General features: G+C 53.3%; 17 protein-coding genes. 15 read left to right on the forward strand and 2 right to left on the reverse strand.

The window, feature by feature from the left end; all coding sequences use genetic code 11:
• Positions 1-50: 50 nt before the first annotated feature.
• Positions 51-3326: a ribonuclease E gene (rne, locus tag BMI79_RS00205; protein ID WP_076939831.1), complete on the reverse strand. Its 3276-nt coding sequence runs from the start codon at positions 3324-3326 to the stop codon at positions 51-53.
• Positions 3327-3881: 555 nt separating this feature from the next.
• Here rne and rluC point away from each other — a divergent pair.
• Entirely contained in the window at positions 3882-4841 is a 960-nt protein-coding gene (gene rluC / locus BMI79_RS00210; protein ID WP_076939832.1) for a 23S rRNA pseudouridine(955/2504/2580) synthase RluC, read from the forward strand.
• A 2-nt stretch (positions 4842-4843) separates the two neighbouring features.
• Here the strand turns inward: rluC and BMI79_RS00215 are convergent, their stop codons facing one another.
• Complete coding sequence (locus BMI79_RS00215) at positions 4844-5425, reverse strand: Maf family protein (protein WP_076939833.1); 582 nt, start codon at positions 5423-5425, stop codon at positions 4844-4846.
• 141 nt (positions 5426-5566) lie between these two features.
• On the opposite strand from BMI79_RS00215, the gene yceD reads away from it, so the two are divergent.
• From yceD to ptsG, 14 genes are all read left to right on the forward strand, one after another.
• Positions 5567-6088, forward strand: coding sequence for a 23S rRNA accumulation protein YceD (gene yceD, locus BMI79_RS00220; protein WP_076939834.1), 522 nt, complete (start codon positions 5567-5569; stop codon positions 6086-6088).
• A 16-nt stretch (positions 6089-6104) separates the two neighbouring features.
• Positions 6105-6272 carry a 50S ribosomal protein L32 gene (rpmF, locus tag BMI79_RS00225; protein ID WP_004943042.1) on the forward strand — a complete coding sequence of 56 codons (168 nt, stop codon included), beginning with the start codon at positions 6105-6107 and terminating at the stop codon, positions 6270-6272.
• Positions 6273-6284: 12 nt separating this feature from the next.
• A complete protein-coding gene (gene plsX / locus BMI79_RS00230; protein ID WP_076939835.1) occupies positions 6285-7319 on the forward strand; it encodes a phosphate acyltransferase PlsX in 1035 nt (344 codons plus the stop codon).
• Positions 7320-7326: 7 nt separating this feature from the next.
• On the forward strand, positions 7327-8280 hold the full coding sequence (locus tag BMI79_RS00235) for a beta-ketoacyl-ACP synthase III (protein WP_076939836.1): 954 nt from the start codon (positions 7327-7329) through the stop codon (positions 8278-8280).
• Between the two features lie 18 nt (positions 8281-8298).
• On the forward strand, positions 8299-9228 hold the full coding sequence (gene fabD / locus BMI79_RS00240) for an ACP S-malonyltransferase (protein WP_076939837.1): 930 nt from the start codon (positions 8299-8301) through the stop codon (positions 9226-9228).
• 12 nt (positions 9229-9240) lie between these two features.
• Positions 9241-9975, forward strand: coding sequence for a 3-oxoacyl-ACP reductase FabG (gene fabG / locus BMI79_RS00245; protein WP_076939838.1), 735 nt, complete (start codon positions 9241-9243; stop codon positions 9973-9975).
• Between the two features lie 154 nt (positions 9976-10129).
• Entirely contained in the window at positions 10130-10366 is a 237-nt protein-coding gene (gene acpP / locus BMI79_RS00250; protein ID WP_004719003.1) for an acyl carrier protein, read from the forward strand.
• An 81-nt stretch (positions 10367-10447) separates the two neighbouring features.
• Entirely contained in the window at positions 10448-11689 is a 1242-nt protein-coding gene (gene fabF, locus BMI79_RS00255; protein WP_076939839.1) for a beta-ketoacyl-ACP synthase II, read from the forward strand.
• Between the two features lie 129 nt (positions 11690-11818).
• A complete protein-coding gene (gene pabC / locus BMI79_RS00260) occupies positions 11819-12616 on the forward strand; it encodes an aminodeoxychorismate lyase (RefSeq protein WP_076939840.1) in 798 nt (265 codons plus the stop codon).
• 13 nt (positions 12617-12629) lie between these two features.
• Positions 12630-13655, forward strand: a complete 1026-nt coding sequence (gene mltG / locus BMI79_RS00265) for an endolytic transglycosylase MltG (RefSeq protein WP_076939841.1) — start codon at positions 12630-12632, stop codon at positions 13653-13655.
• Positions 13645-14283, forward strand: coding sequence for a dTMP kinase (tmk, locus tag BMI79_RS00270; protein WP_076939842.1), 639 nt, complete (start codon positions 13645-13647; stop codon positions 14281-14283). The genes mltG and tmk overlap by 11 nt, the downstream gene beginning before the upstream one ends.
• Positions 14283-15290 (forward strand): DNA polymerase III subunit delta', encoded by a 1008-nt coding sequence (holB, locus tag BMI79_RS00275; protein WP_076939843.1) that lies wholly within the window; start codon positions 14283-14285, stop codon positions 15288-15290. The genes tmk and holB overlap by 1 nt, the downstream gene beginning before the upstream one ends.
• A gap of 14 nt (positions 15291-15304) precedes the next feature.
• Positions 15305-16081 (forward strand): metal-dependent hydrolase, encoded by a 777-nt coding sequence (locus BMI79_RS00280; protein ID WP_076939844.1) that lies wholly within the window; start codon positions 15305-15307, stop codon positions 16079-16081.
• A gap of 338 nt (positions 16082-16419) precedes the next feature.
• Positions 16420-17853 (forward strand): PTS glucose transporter subunit IIBC, encoded by a 1434-nt coding sequence (ptsG, locus tag BMI79_RS00285; protein WP_076939845.1) that lies wholly within the window; start codon positions 16420-16422, stop codon positions 17851-17853.
• The last annotated feature ends 261 nt before the right edge of the window (positions 17854-18114 follow it).

The raw sequence follows: 18114 nt of genomic DNA on the forward strand, positions 1-18114 counted from the left end.
GCAATAAAAAACCCGCCAGAGGCGGGTTTTATTTATCGGAGCAGAGCCACTTAATCGTTAACTGGCTGTGGCTTAGTGGCCGGGGCTGTGGCTTGATTCGCCGCTGCATGCCCACCAGCGGAACCTTTGCCTTCGAAGTTGAAGGAAGGGCGCTGCCAATCACTGTGCTTCGGTGCTTCCGGCTCGTAGCTAGGGGCTGGAGCTTTGGTCATCGGCGCGGTAGCAATATGCTTATAGAGCACTTCTGGTGCCTGTTGAACAGGAGCTGGCAGTGGCTGTTCAACCTCTGGCTTTTCCTGCTCAGCGGCTGCAACCGCTTCTTGCATCACGTGAGCAGATTCGGTGTCTACTGCTGGCTGCACGGGCAGTTCCTCTACAGGAACTTCAACGAATGCCGGTGATTCGACTTCTGCTTGAGCAGTTTCAACAACGCTAACCCACGTTTCTGCAATCGCTTCAACCGGCGCTTCTGCCGCTGGGGCAACATCTTCAACCACAGGGTTGCTGATAGCGGCCTGAACGGCTGCGATTTGTGGCTCGGCGACATACTCAGCAACGGCTTGAGCCTCAACTACTGGCACTTGCTCCGTCACTACTGGCTGCGCTTCCTGCATTGCTTCAGCAATAACGGGTACAGCAATACTGGCTACCGTTACGATTGCTGGAGAGGCTGCGATTTCAACTGACTCTACCGGAACTTCTGCTTGCTCAGTCACTTGTGTTGCCTGAGTGACAGGGTAACTTACCCAAACCTTACCTGATGCCATTTCTGGTGAGGCAAAAGCACCGGCCAGCGGCATTGGCGAATGGTTAGGGTAACGCTCGTCACGGTAACGGCGGCGGCGCTGGCCGCTAACACGGAGGTGGCGCGGTGAGCGGCGTGAACGGCGTGGCATGCCGTTTTCACCGTTATTACGGTCTGCCTGTGCATTATCTTCAGAAGACACAGCAACAGCTTCAGGCAGCAGTTTCACGCTTTCTGCCACTGCGGCAACCTGAACCACTTCAGCTTTCACTGGGAGTGTTTTCGGTGCCAACAGTTCTTCAGCTGCGCGATGCAGTTCTTCTTCCGCAGACAGTACGCGAACTTTCTGTGCTAACGGGCGGCGCTGACGGCGCTGCATTGGCTGCTGATGACGCTCTTCCTGCTCTTCATCGTTGCCAGCAACATCACTGTCGTTTTCCAGTGCTTTAACGTCTTGCGGAGCTTGGCGTTTCTCTTCCTGGCGGCGGCGTTGACGTTCAGCGCGCTGATCGCGACGTTGCTGCTGCTCATCACGTTGTGCTTTCGCAGCTTCTTCAGTTTGCACTTCATCAGCAACAGGTGCCGCTTGCTGCGCGTTGCGGCGGTTGTTACGACGCTGATCGTCACGGCCTTCACGTGATTCGCGGCCCTCGCGATTTTCGCGTGGCTCACGGTTATCACGGCTTTCGCCACGTTCTTTACGATCGCCTCGTTCACCACGCTCTTTACGGCCAGAACCCTGGCGGCGTTGGCCACGGCGATCCTGACGACGGTTGTCGCTGCTTTCTGTCTGAGCAACCTCGGCTTGTTTAGCCTCAACTTTTGGCTCTTCTTCGCTGGCGAAGAAGGTTTTCAGGCCACCGAACAGACGGCTTAACAGACCAGGCTTGGTTTCCACTGCGACTGGTGCTGCCGGTTTGACGGCGGCTACAGGTTTGGCAACAGCAGGTTCTTCGTCCGGCGGTGGGGCATCTGCACCCAAGGAGAAGGAAGCCAAAGCCGGTTGTTCAGGACGTTTGCGCTCCATCGGCGCATCTTCCTGCGGTTGTGCCATTTCTTCTTCGTGCAGCTTCGGCAACAGATAGCTCAGCGTTGGGGTTTCTTCACCCTTACGCACGCGCAGTACCGAATAATGCGGAGTTTGCATCTGATCGTTAGGCACGATGATCGCTTTCACGCCACCCTGACGCTTTTCGATCGCACTGACAGATTCACGTTTTTCGTTCAGCAGGTAAGACGCTACTTGAACAGGAACGATGGCATGAACTTCTTTGGTGTTCTCTTTCAGCGCTTCTTCTTCGATCAGGCGCAGAATAGACAGTGCCAGCGACTCGTTATCACGAATGGTCCCAGTGCCGCTACAGCGTGGGCAGACGTGATGGCTGGATTCACCCAGTGACGGGCTGAGACGTTGACGCGACATCTCCAGCAAGCCGAAACGCGAGATGCGGCCAATCTGAATACGGGCACGATCCTGGCGGACCGCATCACGCAGGCGGTTTTCCACTTCGCGCTGATGGCGCACTGGCGTCATGTCGATAAAGTCGATCACGATCAGGCCACCCAGATCGCGCAAGCGTAACTGGCGGGCAATTTCGTCTGCCGCTTCCAGGTTGGTATTAAATGCGGTCTCTTCGATATCGCCGCCGCGGGTTGCGCGTGCGGAGTTGATATCGATAGCGGTCAGGGCTTCGGTGGTGTCGATAACGATGGAGCCACCAGAAGGCAGACGCACTTCACGCTGGAAGGCAGATTCGATCTGCGATTCGATTTGATAATGGCTGAACAGTGGGATCTCACCGCTGTACAGCTTGATTTTGCTGCTGAAATCCGGGCGGCCCAAAGCAGCGATATGCTCTTTGGCCAGATCGAGAACTTTTGGGTTGTCGATCAGGATTTCACCGATGTCCGGACGCAGGTAATCGCGGAAGGCACGTACGATAACGTTACTTTCCTGATGGATCAGGAATGGCGCAGGGCGGCCTTCAGCGGCTTTTTTAATCGCTTCCCAGTGCTTCAGGCGGAAAGAGAGGTCCCATTGCAGCGCGTCAGCGGATTTGCCGACGCCCGCGGTGCGGACAATCAGGCCCATGCCATCGGGTAACTGCAGTGAAGAGAGTGCTTCTTTCAGTTCGGTACGATCATCCCCCTCAATACGGCGGGAAATCCCCCCGGCGCGCGGGTTGTTTGGCATCAGCACCAGATAACTACCGGCCAGGCTGATGAAGGTGGTCAAGGCTGCGCCTTTGTTACCACGTTCTTCTTTATCAACCTGAACGATGACTTCCTGGCCTTCGCGCAGCACATCTTTGATGTTCGGGCGACCATGAGAAGAGTAATTGCTGGGGAAATATTCGCGAGCGATTTCTTTCAGAGGGAGGAAACCATGTCGTTCTGCGCCGTAGTCCACAAACGCTGCTTCAAGACTGGGTTCAATTCGGGTGATTTTGCCTTTGTAAATATTCGCTTTTTTCTGTTCGTGACCCGGGCTTTCAATATCCAGATCATACAGCCGCTGTCCATCTACAAGGGCAACACGCAACTCTTCTTGCTGAGTTGCGTTAATCAACATTCTTTTCATCTTAACTTACTCGTTATTTTTACATTATCGACAAAGCTGCGGGCAAAATAACCTCATGGCCGGGTTAAAAACCGAAAACCCCGTGTCTTCTCGCAAAGTCGTCAACCTCACGGTTGTCGCCTGCATAGGGGCGCATTATCTCGGTAAGCCTGTATTTCTTTGTGAAAACAGCGCTTTTTGACTCAGGGAATAGCCTCTGATTTACGTCGACAGATCTGATTCCATTTGCCGGCCAAGCTGCAACCCGCAGCCCGCTAATTGTTTGATTTCACATTACGTCTTACGCCATTGCTGCGTTTTTGTGCGACCAGACAAACTGTATAATTCCACACTTCTCCTTGTTTTAACGAGGATCAGCACGGAAAGTCACTTCATTATTCCATTGCTGACACCGTTATAGCAAGGTGACTTTTCCTTAACTGCGGAAGAAATCGCAAACGTTCAAACCGGCTTGCTGCCTTATTGTTCGCTGTGATTTACCCTGCAGCCAGAATCACAGTTAAGCACATAAAAAGAGGTGGCGCTATTTACTCGCTCTATTTAGAATCCCGCCTCATGAAAACGAACAATCCCGCAGTACAATTAATCACGATTTCTGACGATGAAGCCGGTCAAAGAATCGACAACTTTTTGCTGGCCCGTCTTAAAGGCGTACCAAAGAGCATGATCTATCGCATCGTGCGTAAGGGCGAGGTGCGGGTGAACAAAGGCCGTATCAAGGCCGAATATAAACTGGCCGCCGGTGATGTGGTGCGTGTGCCGCCGGTACGCGTGGCCGAACGTGAAGATGCACCGGTTTCTGCCAAGCTGGATAAAGTCGCGGCGCTGGCTGATTGCATCCTTTATGAAGACGACCATCTGTTGCTGCTGAACAAACCCTCAGGTACTGCGGTGCATGGCGGCAGCGGCCTGAGTTTTGGCGTGATCGAGGGGTTGCGTGCGCTGCGGCCAGAGGCACGTTTTCTGGAGTTGGTTCACCGTCTGGACCGTGATACCTCTGGCGTGCTGATGGTCGCCAAGAAGCGTTCCGCGCTGCGTTCGCTGCATGAGCAACTGCGCCTTAAAGGGATGCAGAAAGATTATCTGGCCTTGGTGCGTGGCCAGTGGCAGTCGCACTGCAAGGTGGTTCAGGCACCGCTACTGAAAAACATCCTGCAGAGTGGGGAGCGTATTGTGCGCGTCAGCAGCGAAGGCAAACCCTCGGAAACCCGTTTTAAGGTGGAAGAGCGCTTTGAGCATGCCACGCTGGTGAAAGCCAGCCCGATTACCGGGCGTACTCACCAGATCCGCGTACATACTTTACATGCCGGGCATCCGATCGCGTTTGACGATCGTTACGGTGACCGTGAATTTGATCGTCAATTGGCCGGTACGGGTCTGAAACGCCTGTTCCTGCATGCGGCGGCATTGCGCTTCGAACACCCGGCCACTGGCGAAACGATGCGTATCGAAGCGCCGATGGACGATGAATTGCGGCATTGTTTACAGGTTTTGCGTAAAAAAACCGCAAAATAGCCTTATACCAGCGGGTTGATCCCTTCAGCCCGTAGCATTTCCAGCAGTGCAATCAGCGGTAAGCCAATCAGTGCATTCGGATCGCGCCCTTCAAGGCGATCAAACAGCGCAATACCCAAGCCTTCACTTTTAAAGCTGCCAGCACAGTTGAGCGGCTGTTCCAGACGCACGTAAGTGGCGATCTCGTTCTCGCTCAGTGAACGGAAATGGACATGGAATGGCTCGCACAGCGCCTGCAGATGGTTGCTGTGGCTATTATAAAGCGCCAACCCGGTATAAAAAGTCACTTTCTGGCCGCTGGCTTGGCGCAGTTGTTCGCGAGCGTTTTCCTCGCTATGCGGTTTGCCGGTGATATTTCCGTTGATGACGCAGACTTGATCGGAGCCGATAATCAGGCGATCGGGATAAGCCATGGCAAGAGCCTGGGCCTTTGCCACCGCAAGCCGTAATACTAATGCTTCAGCATTTTCACCGGGTAATGGCGTTTCATCCACTTGTGGCGCTGCGCAAATAAAAGGCAGCCGTAACTTCTCCAGCAGCATTTTTCGGTAGGTTGATGTTGAAGCAAGTAATATTCTTTGCATAATTTTTTTCGTAAACCGTAGCGTAAATAAGGCGACCATTTTAAACTGTCGGCCGCTGTGGAAGCGAATATTGGTGAAAGGTGCCGTTTTACGGCCTTTTTCTTTGACTCTATGTCGTTACAAAGTTAATATGCGCGCCCTATGCAAAAGGTAAAATTACCCTTGACCATTGATGCGGTACGTACCGCTCAGAAACGCCTGGACTATGTTGGTGTCTATACGTCTGAGCAGGTAACACGTGTTGCCGACTCCGTGGTCAGTGTGGACAGTGATGTTGAGGTCTCGTTGTCGTTTGATATCGATAACCAGCGCCTCGCGGTGATAACAGGGCAGGCAGATGTTGCGGTAACGCTGATGTGCCAACGCTGTGGAGTTCCGTTCGCGCATCACGTTCATACAACGTATTGTTTTAGCCCGGTCGTCAATGATGAGCAGGCTGAGGCATTACCGGAAGCGTACGAACCGATCGAAGTTGACGAGTTTGGCGAAGTCGATCTGTTGGCAATGATTGAAGATGAAATTATTCTCTCACTGCCTGTCGTTCCGGTACATGAATCTGAACACTGTGAAGTGTCCGAAGCGGACATGGTCTTTGGTCAACTGCCTCCCGAGGCGGAAAAACCAAACCCGTTTGCCGTATTAGCCAGTTTAAAGCGTAAGTAATTGAGGAGTAAGGTCCATGGCCGTACAACAGAATAAACCAACCCGTTCCAAACGTGGCATGCGTCGTTCACATGATGCGTTGACCACCACCACTTTGTCTGTAGATGCGACTTCTGGTGAAACTCATCGTCGTCACCACATCACTGCCGACGGTTTCTACCGCGGTCGCAAGGTTATTGGCTAAGTTAGCGATACCTTGAATCGTCTAACCCTGGCGTTAGATGCTATGGGCGGGGACTTCGGTCCCTGCGTCACAGTGCCTGCTTCTTTGCAGGCACTGGCCTCTAATTTACAGCTTCATCTCTTGCTCGTCGGCGATCCCGACATCATCTCTCCTTTACTTGCCAAAGCCGATCCACTGCTGTTGGAACGTTTGCAGGTTGTGCCTGCTGAGTCGGTTATTGCCAGCGATGCTAAACCTTCACAAGCGATCCGCGCTAGCCGTGGGACTTCCATGCGCATTGCGCTGGAACTGATTAAAAGTGGTGATGCGCAGGCTTGTGTCAGCGCAGGCAACACCGGGGCTTTGATGGGGCTGGCCAAGCTGCTGATCAAGCCGCTGGCCGGCATTGAGCGCCCGGCACTGATGACGGTGCTGCCTAATCAGCGCCGCAGCAGGACCGTGGTGCTGGATCTGGGGGCCAACGTGGAGTGCGACAGCACAATGCTGGTGCAGTTTGCGGTAATGGGCGCGGTGATGGCGGAAGAGGTGCTGGGTATTGCGCAGCCCCGTGTGGCGCTGCTCAACATTGGTGAAGAAGAGACCAAAGGTCTGGATAATATCCGCGAAGCAGCGGTCGTACTAAGAAATACTCCGGCAATCAACTATATTGGTTATCTGGAAGGAAACGATCTGCTCACCGGTAAAACCGATGTCATGGTCTGCGACGGCTTTGTGGGTAACGTCACCCTGAAAACCATGGAGGGTGTGATAAGGATGTTCTTATCACTGCTGAAGTCTTCCTCTGAGGGGGGCAAGCAAGCATGGTGGTTGAAATTGTTGGGCCGATGGTTGCAAAAAAGGGTGGCAAAGCGTTTCGGTCATCTGAACCCCGACCAGTATAATGGTGCATGTCTGTTAGGATTGCGGGGCACCGTAATCAAAAGCCACGGCGCGGCGAACCAAAGTGCGTTCGCGGTTGCCATCGAACAGGCTGTGCAGGCGGTGCAGCGGCAAGTTCCCGACAGAATTGCTGCGCGCCTTGAAGCTGTATTACCCAAGAGTGACTGAATCGTTCATGTATACAAAGATTCTCGGTACGGGGAGTTATTTACCCGTACAAGTGCGCACCAACGCTGACTTAGAAAAAATGGTGGATACCTCTGACGAGTGGATCGTCACGCGTACCGGTATCCGCGAGCGTCGTATTGCTGCCGCAGATGAAACTGTGGCAACCATGAGTTTCCAGGCCGCGGCTCGCGCCATGGAAATGGCCGGTGTGGCTAAAGAAGATATTGGTCTGATTGTTGTGGCGACCACAACCTCAAGCCATGCGTTCCCAAGTTCTGCCTGCCAGGTGCAGCAAATGTTAGGTATTGCAGATTGTGCTGCTTTCGATATTGCTGCGGCCTGTGCTGGCTTTACTTACGCGCTCAGCGTTGCCGATCAATATGTGAAAAATGGTGCGGTAAAACATGCGCTGGTGATCGGCTCAGACGTGCTGTCACGCACGCTGGATCCTGAAGATCGCAGCACTATCATCCTGTTTGGGGATGGTGCCGGTGCGGTGGTGCTGGGGGCATCCGAAGAGCCTGGGATTATCTCAACGCATCTGCATGCCGATGGTCGTTATGGCAATCTGTTGGCATTGCCGAATAAAGATCGTCAGGATCCCGAGCAACCGGCCTACGTCACCATGGCGGGTAATGAAGTCTTTAAAGTGGCAGTAACTGAACTGGCACATATCGTTGATGAAACACTGAAAGCCAATGAGTTGGATCGCAGCGAACTGGATTGGCTGGTACCGCACCAGGCCAATCTGCGGATCATCAGCGCAACAGCAAAAAAATTGGGTATGGGGATGGATAAAGTGGTGGTGACACTCGATCGTCACGGTAACACCTCTGCTGCCTCCGTACCGTCGGCGCTTGATGAAGCCGTGCGCGATGGGCGCATCCAACGTGGTCAACTGGTGTTGCTGGAAGCGTTTGGCGGCGGCTTTACCTGGGGTTCGGCGCTGGTTCGTTTTTGATTTAACAGGAAGATAAAAATGACGCAATTTGCTTTTGTTTTCCCAGGTCAGGGATCGCAGACCGTTGGCATGTTGGCCGATTTGGCCGCGCAGTTTCCGATCGTGGAACAGACTTTTAGCGAAGCTTCTTCGGCTTTGGGTTACGATCTCTGGCAACTGGTGCAGCAAGGGCCGGTAGAAGAACTGAACAAGACCTGGCAGACCCAGCCAGCCCTGTTGGCGGCGTCGGTGGCGATTTTTCGCGTCTGGCAACAGCAGGGCGGTAAAGCGCCTGCAATGATGGCGGGCCATAGCCTGGGTGAATATTCAGCGCTGGTGTGTGCCGGTGTGCTGGAGTTTGCTGCCGCAATCCGCTTAGTGGAATTGCGTGGCAAACTGATGCAGGAAGCCGTGCCTGAAGGTACCGGTGCAATGTATGCCATTATCGGTTTGGATAACGAATCTATTGCCAAAGCCTGTGAAGAATCTGCCCAAGGGCAGGTGGTTTCGCCGGTAAACTTCAATTCGCCGGGGCAGGTGGTTATTGCTGGCAATAAAGAAGCTGTTGAACGCGCAGGGGCGGCCTGTAAGGCAGCCGGTGCCAAGCGTGCGCTGCCATTACCGGTAAGCGTTCCTTCGCATTGTGCACTGATGAAGCCTGCTGCCGATAAACTGGCGGTAGCGCTGCAGAGCGTGACGTTCAGTGCGCCGCAGGTGCCGGTGGTCAATAACGTCGATGTGCGTGCAGAAACAGCGCCTGAAGCCATTCGCAGTGCGCTGGTGCGCCAGCTGTACAGCCCGGTGCGCTGGACAGAAAGCGTGGAATTTATGGCGGCAGAAGGCGTGACATCGCTGCTGGAGATTGGCCCAGGGAAAGTCCTGACCGGTCTGGCTAAACGCATTGTTGATACCCTGACGGCTGCGGCTGTCAATGACACCGCCACCTTGTCAGCGGCGCTTGAGCAATAAAAGAGGAAAACAATGAGCTTCGAAGGAAAAGTTGTTCTGGTGACCGGTGCCAGCCGTGGCATTGGCCGGGCTATCGCAGAATCATTTGTTGCACGTGGTGCGAAGGTAATCGGAACTGCCACCAGCGAAAGCGGTGCGCAGGCCATTAGCCAGTACCTGGGTGAGAACGGCAAAGGGTTCATGCTGAACGTTGTTGATGCTCAATCTATCGACAGCGTACTGAAATCGATTCGTGAAGCATTTGGTGAAATCGACATTTTAGTGAATAATGCCGGCATTACGCGTGATAACCTGCTGATGCGAATGAAGGATGATGAGTGGCAGGATATCCTGGACACCAATCTGACCTCGGTATTCCGTCTGTCAAAAGCGGTAATGCGAGCTATGATGAAAAAGCGGTTTGGCCGTATCATCACCATAGGTTCTGTTGTAGGTACCATGGGTAATGCAGGGCAGGCTAACTACGCGGCGGCTAAAGCCGGTCTGATAGGTTTTAGTAAGTCTTTGGCACGTGAAGTTGCTTCACGTGGCATTACGGTCAACGTCGTGGCACCTGGCTTTATTGAGACGGACATGACACGGGCGTTGACAGAAGATCAACGCGCAGGCATTTTGGCCCAGGTTCCGGCTAGCCGGCTTGGGGATGCTAAAGAAATCGCCAGCGCTGTTGCATTTTTAGCCTCTGATGAGGCTGGCTACATCACCGGTGAAACGTTACATGTCAATGGCGGCATGTACATGATTTAAAAAATGTGAAAACCATTTGCGTTATTTGCGGTAAAAACCGCAAAATAGCGTAAAATCGTGGTTTGACCAGCCGGGATTTAGTTGCATCTTTTTCAACATTTTATACACTACGAAAACCATCGCGAAAGCGAGTTTTGATAGGAAATTTAAGAGTATGAGCACTATCGAAGAACGCGTTAAGAAAATCATTGTTGAGCAACTGGGTGTTAAACAGGAAGAAGTTTTAAATAACGCTTCTTTCGTTGAAGATTTGGGCGCTGATTCTCTTGACACCGTTGAGCTGGTAATGGCTCTGGAAGAAGAATTCGACACCGAAATTCCAGACGAAGAAGCTGAGAAAATCACTACTGTTCAGGCAGCTATTGATTTCATCAACGCTAGCCAGCAGTAAGCGAACATATCTAGGCGGTCACTCGACCGCCTAAGTTTTTTCTATTCCTAGTGTCATATTTTCCCTCCTTGGAGGACAAACGTGTCTAAGCGTCGAGTAGTTGTGACCGGACTGGGCATGTTGTCTCCTGTCGGCAATACGGTAGAGTCCACATGGAACGCTCTTCTTGCCGGTCAGAGTGGCATCAGCCTGATCGACCATTTCGATACCACTGCCTATGCAACCCGTTTTGCAGGCTTGGTAAAGAATTTTAATTCTGAAGATTTCATCTCGCGCAAAGATGCGCGCAAGATGGACGCCTTCATTCAATACGGCATCGCCGCCGGCATGCAGGCCATGCAGGATGCGGGGCTGGAAATCAACGAGCTCAATGCCACCCGCATTGGTGCCGCTATCGGCTCCGGTATCGGTGGCTTGGGTTTGATCGAAGAGAACCACAGCTCACTGGTTAACGGTGGCCCACGGAAAATCAGCCCGTTCTTTGTGCCTTCCACCATTGTGAACATGATTGCTGGTCATCTGACCATCATGTACGGCATGCGTGGCCCAAGTATCTCTATTGCCACCGCTTGTACCTCAGGCGTGCATAACATCGGCCATGCGGCGCGTATCATTGCCTACAATGATGCTGAGGTGATGCTGGCCGGTGGGGCAGAAAAAGCCAGTACCCCGCTGGGCGTAGGCGGCTTTGGTGCTGCTCGTGCACTCTCAACCCGCAATGATAACCCGCAGGCGGCAAGCCGCCCTTGGGACCGAGACCGCGATGGTTTCGTGCTGGGTGATGGTGCCGGTATGATGGTGCTGGAAGAGTACGAGCACGCGAAAAAGCGCGGCGCGAAGATTTACGCAGAAGTCGTTGGCTTTGGTATGAGCAGCGATGCCTACCATATGACGTCACCACCAGAAAACGGTGCGGGCGCTGCGTTGGCGATGGAAAATGCGCTGCTTGACGCAGGCGTGACGGCGTCACAAATTGGCTATATCAATGCGCATGGCACTTCGACGCCGGCCGGTGATAAAGCCGAAGCCGAAGCGGTGAAATCCGTGTTTGGCAGCGATGCCAAAAGCGTGATGGTCAGTTCCACCAAATCGATGACCGGCCACCTATTGGGTGCTGCAGGGGCGATTGAGTCGATCTTTACCGTACTGGCATTGCGCGATCAGGCCGTGCCACCAACCATCAACCTGGATAATCCGGATGAAGGTTGCGATCTGGATTTTGTGCCGCACGAAGCACGCCAGACAAAAAATATGGAGTACACCCTGTGTAACTCCTTCGGCTTTGGTGGAACTAACGGCTCGCTGATTTTCCGTCGCGTGTAGTGAATTCACTGTAAAGCTGATGAAGCCCGGTTTAATCACCGGGCTTTTTTTATCGTACTGACGCATTCGGCATGTGCGCTCTGCTGTTATCGTTTTATGCTGTGGTGCAACTCAGCGGGAGGGGAGACTATGTACTGGATCAATGGGCAACAGCATGATGCTTTGGCACCGAGCGATCGCGGTTTGCAGTTTGGTGATGGCTGTTTCACCACGGCAAGGATCGTGGAAGGGAAAATCGATCTTTTACCCTGGCATATTGAGCGGATGCAGCAGGCGGCTCAACGTCTGCTCATGCCCGCCGCTGACTGGTTGGCGCTTGAACGTGAAATGGTGCATGCGGCAGAATCTATCACGCTGGGCGTAGTCAAAGCGATACTCACGCGCGGCAGCGGTGGGCGCGGATACAGCCCGCACGGTTGTGAGCATCCTACCCGAATTATTTCGCGCAGTACTTACCCACAGCACTACCTGCAGTGGCGTGAGCAAGGGATCCGTCTGGCTGTGAGCCCAGTGGCGTTAGCCCGCAATCCGCTATTGGCCGGGTTAAAACACCTTAACCGTTTGGAGCAGGTGCTGATCCGTGCGCATCTTGACCAGACTAATGCCGAGGAGGCGCTGGTGCTTGACACTAGCGGTATGCTGGTGGAATGCTGTGCGGCCAATTTATTCTGGCGTAAAGGGAAAGCGGTCTTTACGCCGAATCTGGATCAGGCGGGCGTTGCAGGGCTGATGCGCCGACGGGTGATTGAGTTACTGGCAGGCAGCGAATATCAGCTGCATTCTGTCAGTGAACCGCTGGCAACGCTGGCTGACGCCGATGAAGTGCTGGTGAGCAATGCGCTAATGCCATTGCTGCCGGTGAACGAGGCCCACTCATGGCGCTATCACTCGCGTCAGATGTATGACTTTTTGCGTCCACATTGTTAATGATGGCAGATTGATGAAGAGAAAAAAGCTCAAGATTATTTTGCTGGTTGCAGCCCTGATTGTCGCTCTGCCGTTTTGGGGGCACCAGCGCGTTGAACGCTTCGCCGATACGCCATTGGCGATCCAGCAGGAAACTCTGTTCAAATTGCCCGCCGGTACCGGACGGGTGGCACTGGAAGGGCTATTGGTGCGCGATAAACTGATCCACAACGGCAGATGGTTCCCTTGGTTGCTGCGGCTGGAACCGGAATTGGCCGAGTTCAAGGCAGGTACTTACCGTTTTACACCGGGGATGACGGTACGTGAAATGCTGAAACTGCTGGCAAGCGGTAAAGAAGCGCAGTTCAGCGCACGTTTTATTGAAGGCGCGCGCCTGAGTGATGGGTTGCAGGCGTTACAGCAAGCCAAATATGTCAAACACACCCTGGCGGGGAAAAGTGAAGCTGAGATTGCGCTGGCGCTGGGGCTACCCGCTGGTAGCAGTCTTGAGGGGCGCTTGTATCCTGATACTTATCTTTATACCGCCGGAACCAGCGATCTGGCGCTGTTGAAACGTTCACACCTGCGCATGAACAAAACGCTACAAGAGATCTGGGATGCGCGAGATACCACTCTGCCATATAAAACGCCGGATGAGTTGCTGATCATGGCGTCGATCGTCGAGAAAGAGACTGGCGTAGCGGAAGAACGTGGCAAGGTCGCTTCGGTGTTTGTTAACCGGCTGCGCTTGGGGATGCGATTACAGACTGACCCCACGGTGATTTATGGCATGAAGGATAGCTATACTGGCAACATCAGCCGTAAAGATCTGGAGACCCCGACGCCCTATAACACGTATGTGATCAGCGGCCTGCCGCCAACGCCGATTGCGATGCCTAGCCGGGCTTCATTAGAGGCAGCGGCCAATCCAGAAAAAACGTCTTATCTTTATTTTGTTGCCGACGGTAAGGGTGGGCATACCTTTACCACTAATCTGGCCAGCCACAATGAGGCGGTGCGCACTTACCGCCAGGCGTTAAAGGAAAAGAATGAAAAGTAAATTCGTGGTTATCGAAGGGCTGGAAGGCGCAGGCAAGACCACTGCACGTAATACGATCGTCAGCGTACTGAATGAGCGGGGTATCAATGATATCGTTTTCACCCGCGAGCCTGGTGGCACGCCGCTGGCGGAAAAACTCCGCGATCTGTTTAAACGCGGGACTGATGGTGAACTGCCTACCATCAAAGCAGAAGTACTGATGCTGTACGCCGCCCGTGTCCAGTTAGTTGAAACCGTGATTAAACCGGCGTTAGCACGCGGTGCCTGGGTGGTGGGCGATCGCCACGATCTCTCGTCACAAGCCTATCAGGGCGGTGGAAGAGGGGTTGATCCGCAGTTGATGGCGTCGCTGCGCGATATCGTCCTGGGTGATTTTCGTCCCGACTTGACCGTGTATCTCGATCTGCCACCGCTGGTTGGATTACAGCGCGCGCGGGCACGTGGTGAGCTGGATCGTATTGAACAGGAAGCGTTACCGTTCTTCGAACGCACCCGTGAGCGTTATCTGCAACTGGTGGCGCAAGACAATTCCATTGTGACCGTTGATGCGGCACAGCCTTTGGAGCAGGTGACCGCCGATATTCGCCAGGCGGTTGCGCAGTGGTTGCAACAGCAGGAAGAAGCGTAATGAACTGGTATCCGTGGCTCAACGTCCCTTATCGCCAACTGGTGGGGCAGTATGCGGCTGGTCGCGGCCATCATGCCTTGCTCGTGCATGCTTCACCGGGCAATGGTGACGAGGCGTTACTTTATGCATTAAGCCGCTGGCTGATTTGCCAACAGCGCAACGGTGAGAAAAGCTGCGGGGAATGCCATAGCTGCCGGCTGATGCTGGCGGGTAACCACCCGGATTATCACGTGCTGATGCCGGAAAAAGGCAAAAACAGTTTGGGCATTGAACCTATTCGCCAGGTGATAGAGACCCTCTATTCACACGCCCAGCAGGGCGGAGCGAAGGTGGTTTGGCTGCCGCAGGCCGAACTGCTGACCGAGGCCGCTGCCAATGCGTTGCTGAAAACCTTGGAGGAGCCGCTTGCCAATACCTTTTTTCTATTGGCTTGCAATGAACCTTCGCGCCTGATGGCAACGCTGCGCAGCCGTTGTTTCTACTGGCACTTAGCCAGCCCTGACGAAGCGCTTAGCCTGCAATGGCTGAATCGCCAGGCACCGGGTAACCCGGTCGATCGTCTTACGGCCTTGCGCCTATATGACGGCGCGCCAATTGCCGCCGAGCGGTTACTGCAACCGCAGCTCTGGCAGCAGCGTAGCGCGCTGTGTACGGCGCTGAATAACGCTTTACCGCAGCGCGATATGCTGGCGTTACTCCCGGTTCTTAATCATGACGACGTCGCTGAGCGGCTGCACTGGCTGTGCGCTTTGCTGGTCGATGCGATGAAATGGCAACAGGGGGCGGCAGGTTATGTTTTGAATCAGGATCAGCAACCGCTGATACAGCAACTGGCCAGTCGCCTGAGCAGCACTTCATTGCAGCAGATCGTGCAACAATGGCTGAAGTGCCGCCAACAGTTGGTCAATATTGCTGGTGTCAACCGCGAGCTATTGCTCACCGAACAGTTACTTAGCTGGGAGCAGATGTTAGGTTCCACTGGCTATTCACAATCTCACTCGTTGTAAAAGAGTTTATTACTATGTTGTTAGTTGATTCGCATTGCCACCTCGATAGCCTGGATTTTGATGCCCTGCATCAGAACGTTGATGATGCCTTGGCAAAAGCCAAAGCGCGCGATGTGGGCTATGTGTTGGCGGTGGCTACCACACTGCCGGGCTATCAGGCCATGACCCAACTGATCGGCTCGCGTGCCGATGTGGCTTTCTCCTGCGGCGTTCACCCGCTGAACCTGGAAGGGGGGTACGATTATGCGGAACTGCGCCGTCTGGCGGCGGCAGAACAAGTGGTCGCATTAGGGGAAACCGGGCTGGATTATTTCTACCAGAAAGACAATATCCCACTGCAGCAGGCTTCTTTCCGCGAGCATATCCGTATTGGCTGCGAGCTTAACAAACCGGTGATTGTGCACACCCGCGATGCCCGCGCAGATACGTTAGCTATTCTGCGTGAAGAGAATGCGCAGGAGTGTGGCGGGGTGCTGCACTGTTTCACCGAAGATCTGGCTACCGCTCAGGCGCTGCTGGATCTCGGTTTCTACATTTCGTTCTCCGGAATTGTCACCTTCCGCAATGCAGAATCATTACGTGAGGTGGCACGCTATGTGCCGCTGGATCGCATGCTGGTGGAAACCGACTCTCCCTACCTTGCACCAGTGCCACACAGGGGCAAAGAAAACCAACCTGCTTATGTACGTGATGTTGCTGAATATCTTGCCGTCTTAAAAGGTGTAAGCCTGGAAACGTTGGCAGAGGCGACCACGAGCAACTTTTCACGTTTATTTCATCTCAAACTCTGATCTTTCGCCTAGGCTTAGGGGGCGGTCGATAAGAGTATAATTCTTTTTAAGCTCGTAATTAATCGCTGAAACGGGTATTGTTCGCACCCGTTTTATGGCGATAGTGGGTCTCTTTTTCATCGAAAAATACAAAAAGTAGACGATTTAGAGAAAAACCCGCGCTCTTATTCATTGAAACGTGACTGCCATCAAACATTACCCAGGGTATTTATTTTACTCTGCGTAAAAATTCAAGGGGTGCTCAGACACCCCGAATTGTAAGGGTTTTTCTCCCCCCCTTGCAGCGCGAAAATTCGCGAGAAGTAGCAAAGCACCATTACTCAGGAGCACACTCAACTATGTTCAAGAACGCATTTGCAAACCTGCAAAAAGTAGGTAAATCGCTGATGCTGCCGGTATCCGTATTGCCTATCGCAGGTATTCTGCTGGGCGTCGGTTCCGCCAACTTTAGCTGGCTACCGATGGTAGTCTCCCACGTGATGGCAGAAGCTGGCGGGTCAGTCTTCGCCAATATGCCGTTAATTTTCGCCATCGGTGTGGCCCTGGGCTTCACTAACAATGACGGTGTTTCTGCATTGGCCGCTGTAGTGGCTTACGGCATTATGGTGAAAACCATGGCTGTGGTTGCTCCGCTGGTGTTGCATCTGCCACCCGAAGAGATTGCAGCGAAACATTTGGCCGATACCGGTGTGCTCGGGGGGATTATCTCCGGCTCCATCGCTGCCTATATGTTCAACCGCTTCTTCCGCATCCAACTGCCAGAATATCTGGGCTTCTTTGCCGGTAAGCGTTTTGTGCCGATCATCTCCGGCCTAGCCGCGATCATGATGGGCGTGGTCTTGTCCTTTATCTGGCCACCTATCGGTACCGCTATTCAGACCTTCTCACAGTGGGCTGCGTACCAGAACCCAGTATTGGCATTCTTTATTTATGGCGTCGTTGAGCGTGCTCTAGTGCCGTTTGGTCTGCACCATATCTGGAACGTACCGTTCCAAATGCAAATCGGTGAATTCACCAACGCAGCGGGCCAAGTGTTCCATGGCGACATTCCTCGCTATATGGCGGGTGACCCAACTGCAGGTATGCTGTCTGGTGGTTTCCTGTTCAAAATGTATGGTCTGCCCGCCGCTGCGATTGCCATCTGGCATTCGGCTAAGCCGGAAAACCGCGCCAAAGTTGGCGGTATCATGATCTCCGCTGCGCTGACCTCGTTCCTGACCGGTATTACCGAGCCAATTGAATTCTCATTCATGTTCGTTGCACCGATCCTGTACGCGATTCATGCGCTCCTGGCGGGCCTGGCATTCCCAATCTGTATTCTGTTGGGCATGCGTGACGGTACCAGCTTCTCACACGGTCTGATCGACTTCATTGTACTGAGCGGTAACAGCAGCAAAATCTGGCTGTTCCCAATCGTTGGGGTTATCTACGGTCTGGTGTACTACACCATCTTCCGTGTGCTGATCGCGAAACTGGATCTGAAAACGCCTGGTCGTGAAGATACGAGTGCTGATCAGGTTGCTCAGGGCGGTTCTGAAATGTCTGCAGCTTTGGTTCAGGCATTTGGTGGTAAGGAAAACATCACTAACCTGGATGCTTGTATTACACGTCTACGCGTCAGCGTGGCCGACGTATCCAAGGTTGACCAGGCTGGGCTGAAGAAACTGGGTGCTGCGGGGGTGGTAGTTGCAGGCTCTGGTGTTCAGGCCATCTTTGGTACCAAATCCGATAACCTGAAAACAGATATGGATGAGTACATCCGTAACAACTGATTCAGGCTGGGGAGCTTGCAAGGGAGGCGAAAGCCTCCCTTTTTTTATGGTTTTCGGTAACGCATTGAGCTGCTGCTATTACAGGTACTTTATCGTGAAGCGTTTGTCACTGCGGTGGCGAATGGTGAATTTAGAGAGGGGGGAGGCGTGTTAATCTTGTCATGGCTGAATAATTCTGCATCACTCAATGCGGAAAATGCGCAATCCGGTTGAAAGCGGTAGAATTTGTCACTCATACTGCGTAAATCTTTTATGTTCACA

Source organism: Serratia oryzae (assembly GCF_001976145.1).
Taxonomy (GTDB): domain Bacteria; phylum Pseudomonadota; class Gammaproteobacteria; order Enterobacterales; family Enterobacteriaceae; genus Chania; species Chania oryzae.

Excerpts from the sequence above, each read along its gene's own strand:
- rne (WP_076939831.1), bottom strand. The coding sequence starts at position 3,326 with ATGAAAAGAATGTTGATTAACGCAACTCAGCAAGAAGAGTTGCGTGTT.
- ptsG (WP_076939845.1), top strand. The coding sequence starts at position 16,420 with ATGTTCAAGAACGCATTTGCAAACCTGCAAAAAGTAGGTAAATCGCTG.
- BMI79_RS00215 (WP_076939833.1), bottom strand. The coding sequence starts at position 5,425 with ATGCAAAGAATATTACTTGCTTCAACATCAACCTACCGAAAAATGCTG.
- acpP (WP_004719003.1), top strand. The coding sequence starts at position 10,130 with ATGAGCACTATCGAAGAACGCGTTAAGAAAATCATTGTTGAGCAACTG.
- tmk (WP_076939842.1), top strand. The coding sequence starts at position 13,645 with ATGAAAAGTAAATTCGTGGTTATCGAAGGGCTGGAAGGCGCAGGCAAG.
- mltG (WP_076939841.1), top strand. The coding sequence starts at position 12,630 with ATGAAGAGAAAAAAGCTCAAGATTATTTTGCTGGTTGCAGCCCTGATT.
- fabD (WP_076939837.1), top strand. The coding sequence starts at position 8,299 with ATGACGCAATTTGCTTTTGTTTTCCCAGGTCAGGGATCGCAGACCGTT.
- fabG (WP_076939838.1), top strand. The coding sequence starts at position 9,241 with ATGAGCTTCGAAGGAAAAGTTGTTCTGGTGACCGGTGCCAGCCGTGGC.
- rpmF (WP_004943042.1), top strand. The coding sequence starts at position 6,105 with ATGGCCGTACAACAGAATAAACCAACCCGTTCCAAACGTGGCATGCGT.
- pabC (WP_076939840.1), top strand. The coding sequence starts at position 11,819 with ATGTACTGGATCAATGGGCAACAGCATGATGCTTTGGCACCGAGCGAT.
- yceD (WP_076939834.1), top strand. The coding sequence starts at position 5,567 with ATGCAAAAGGTAAAATTACCCTTGACCATTGATGCGGTACGTACCGCT.
- holB (WP_076939843.1), top strand. The coding sequence starts at position 14,283 with ATGAACTGGTATCCGTGGCTCAACGTCCCTTATCGCCAACTGGTGGGG.
- rluC (WP_076939832.1), top strand. The coding sequence starts at position 3,882 with ATGAAAACGAACAATCCCGCAGTACAATTAATCACGATTTCTGACGAT.
- BMI79_RS00235 (WP_076939836.1), top strand. The coding sequence starts at position 7,327 with ATGTATACAAAGATTCTCGGTACGGGGAGTTATTTACCCGTACAAGTG.
- BMI79_RS00280 (WP_076939844.1), top strand. The coding sequence starts at position 15,305 with ATGTTGTTAGTTGATTCGCATTGCCACCTCGATAGCCTGGATTTTGAT.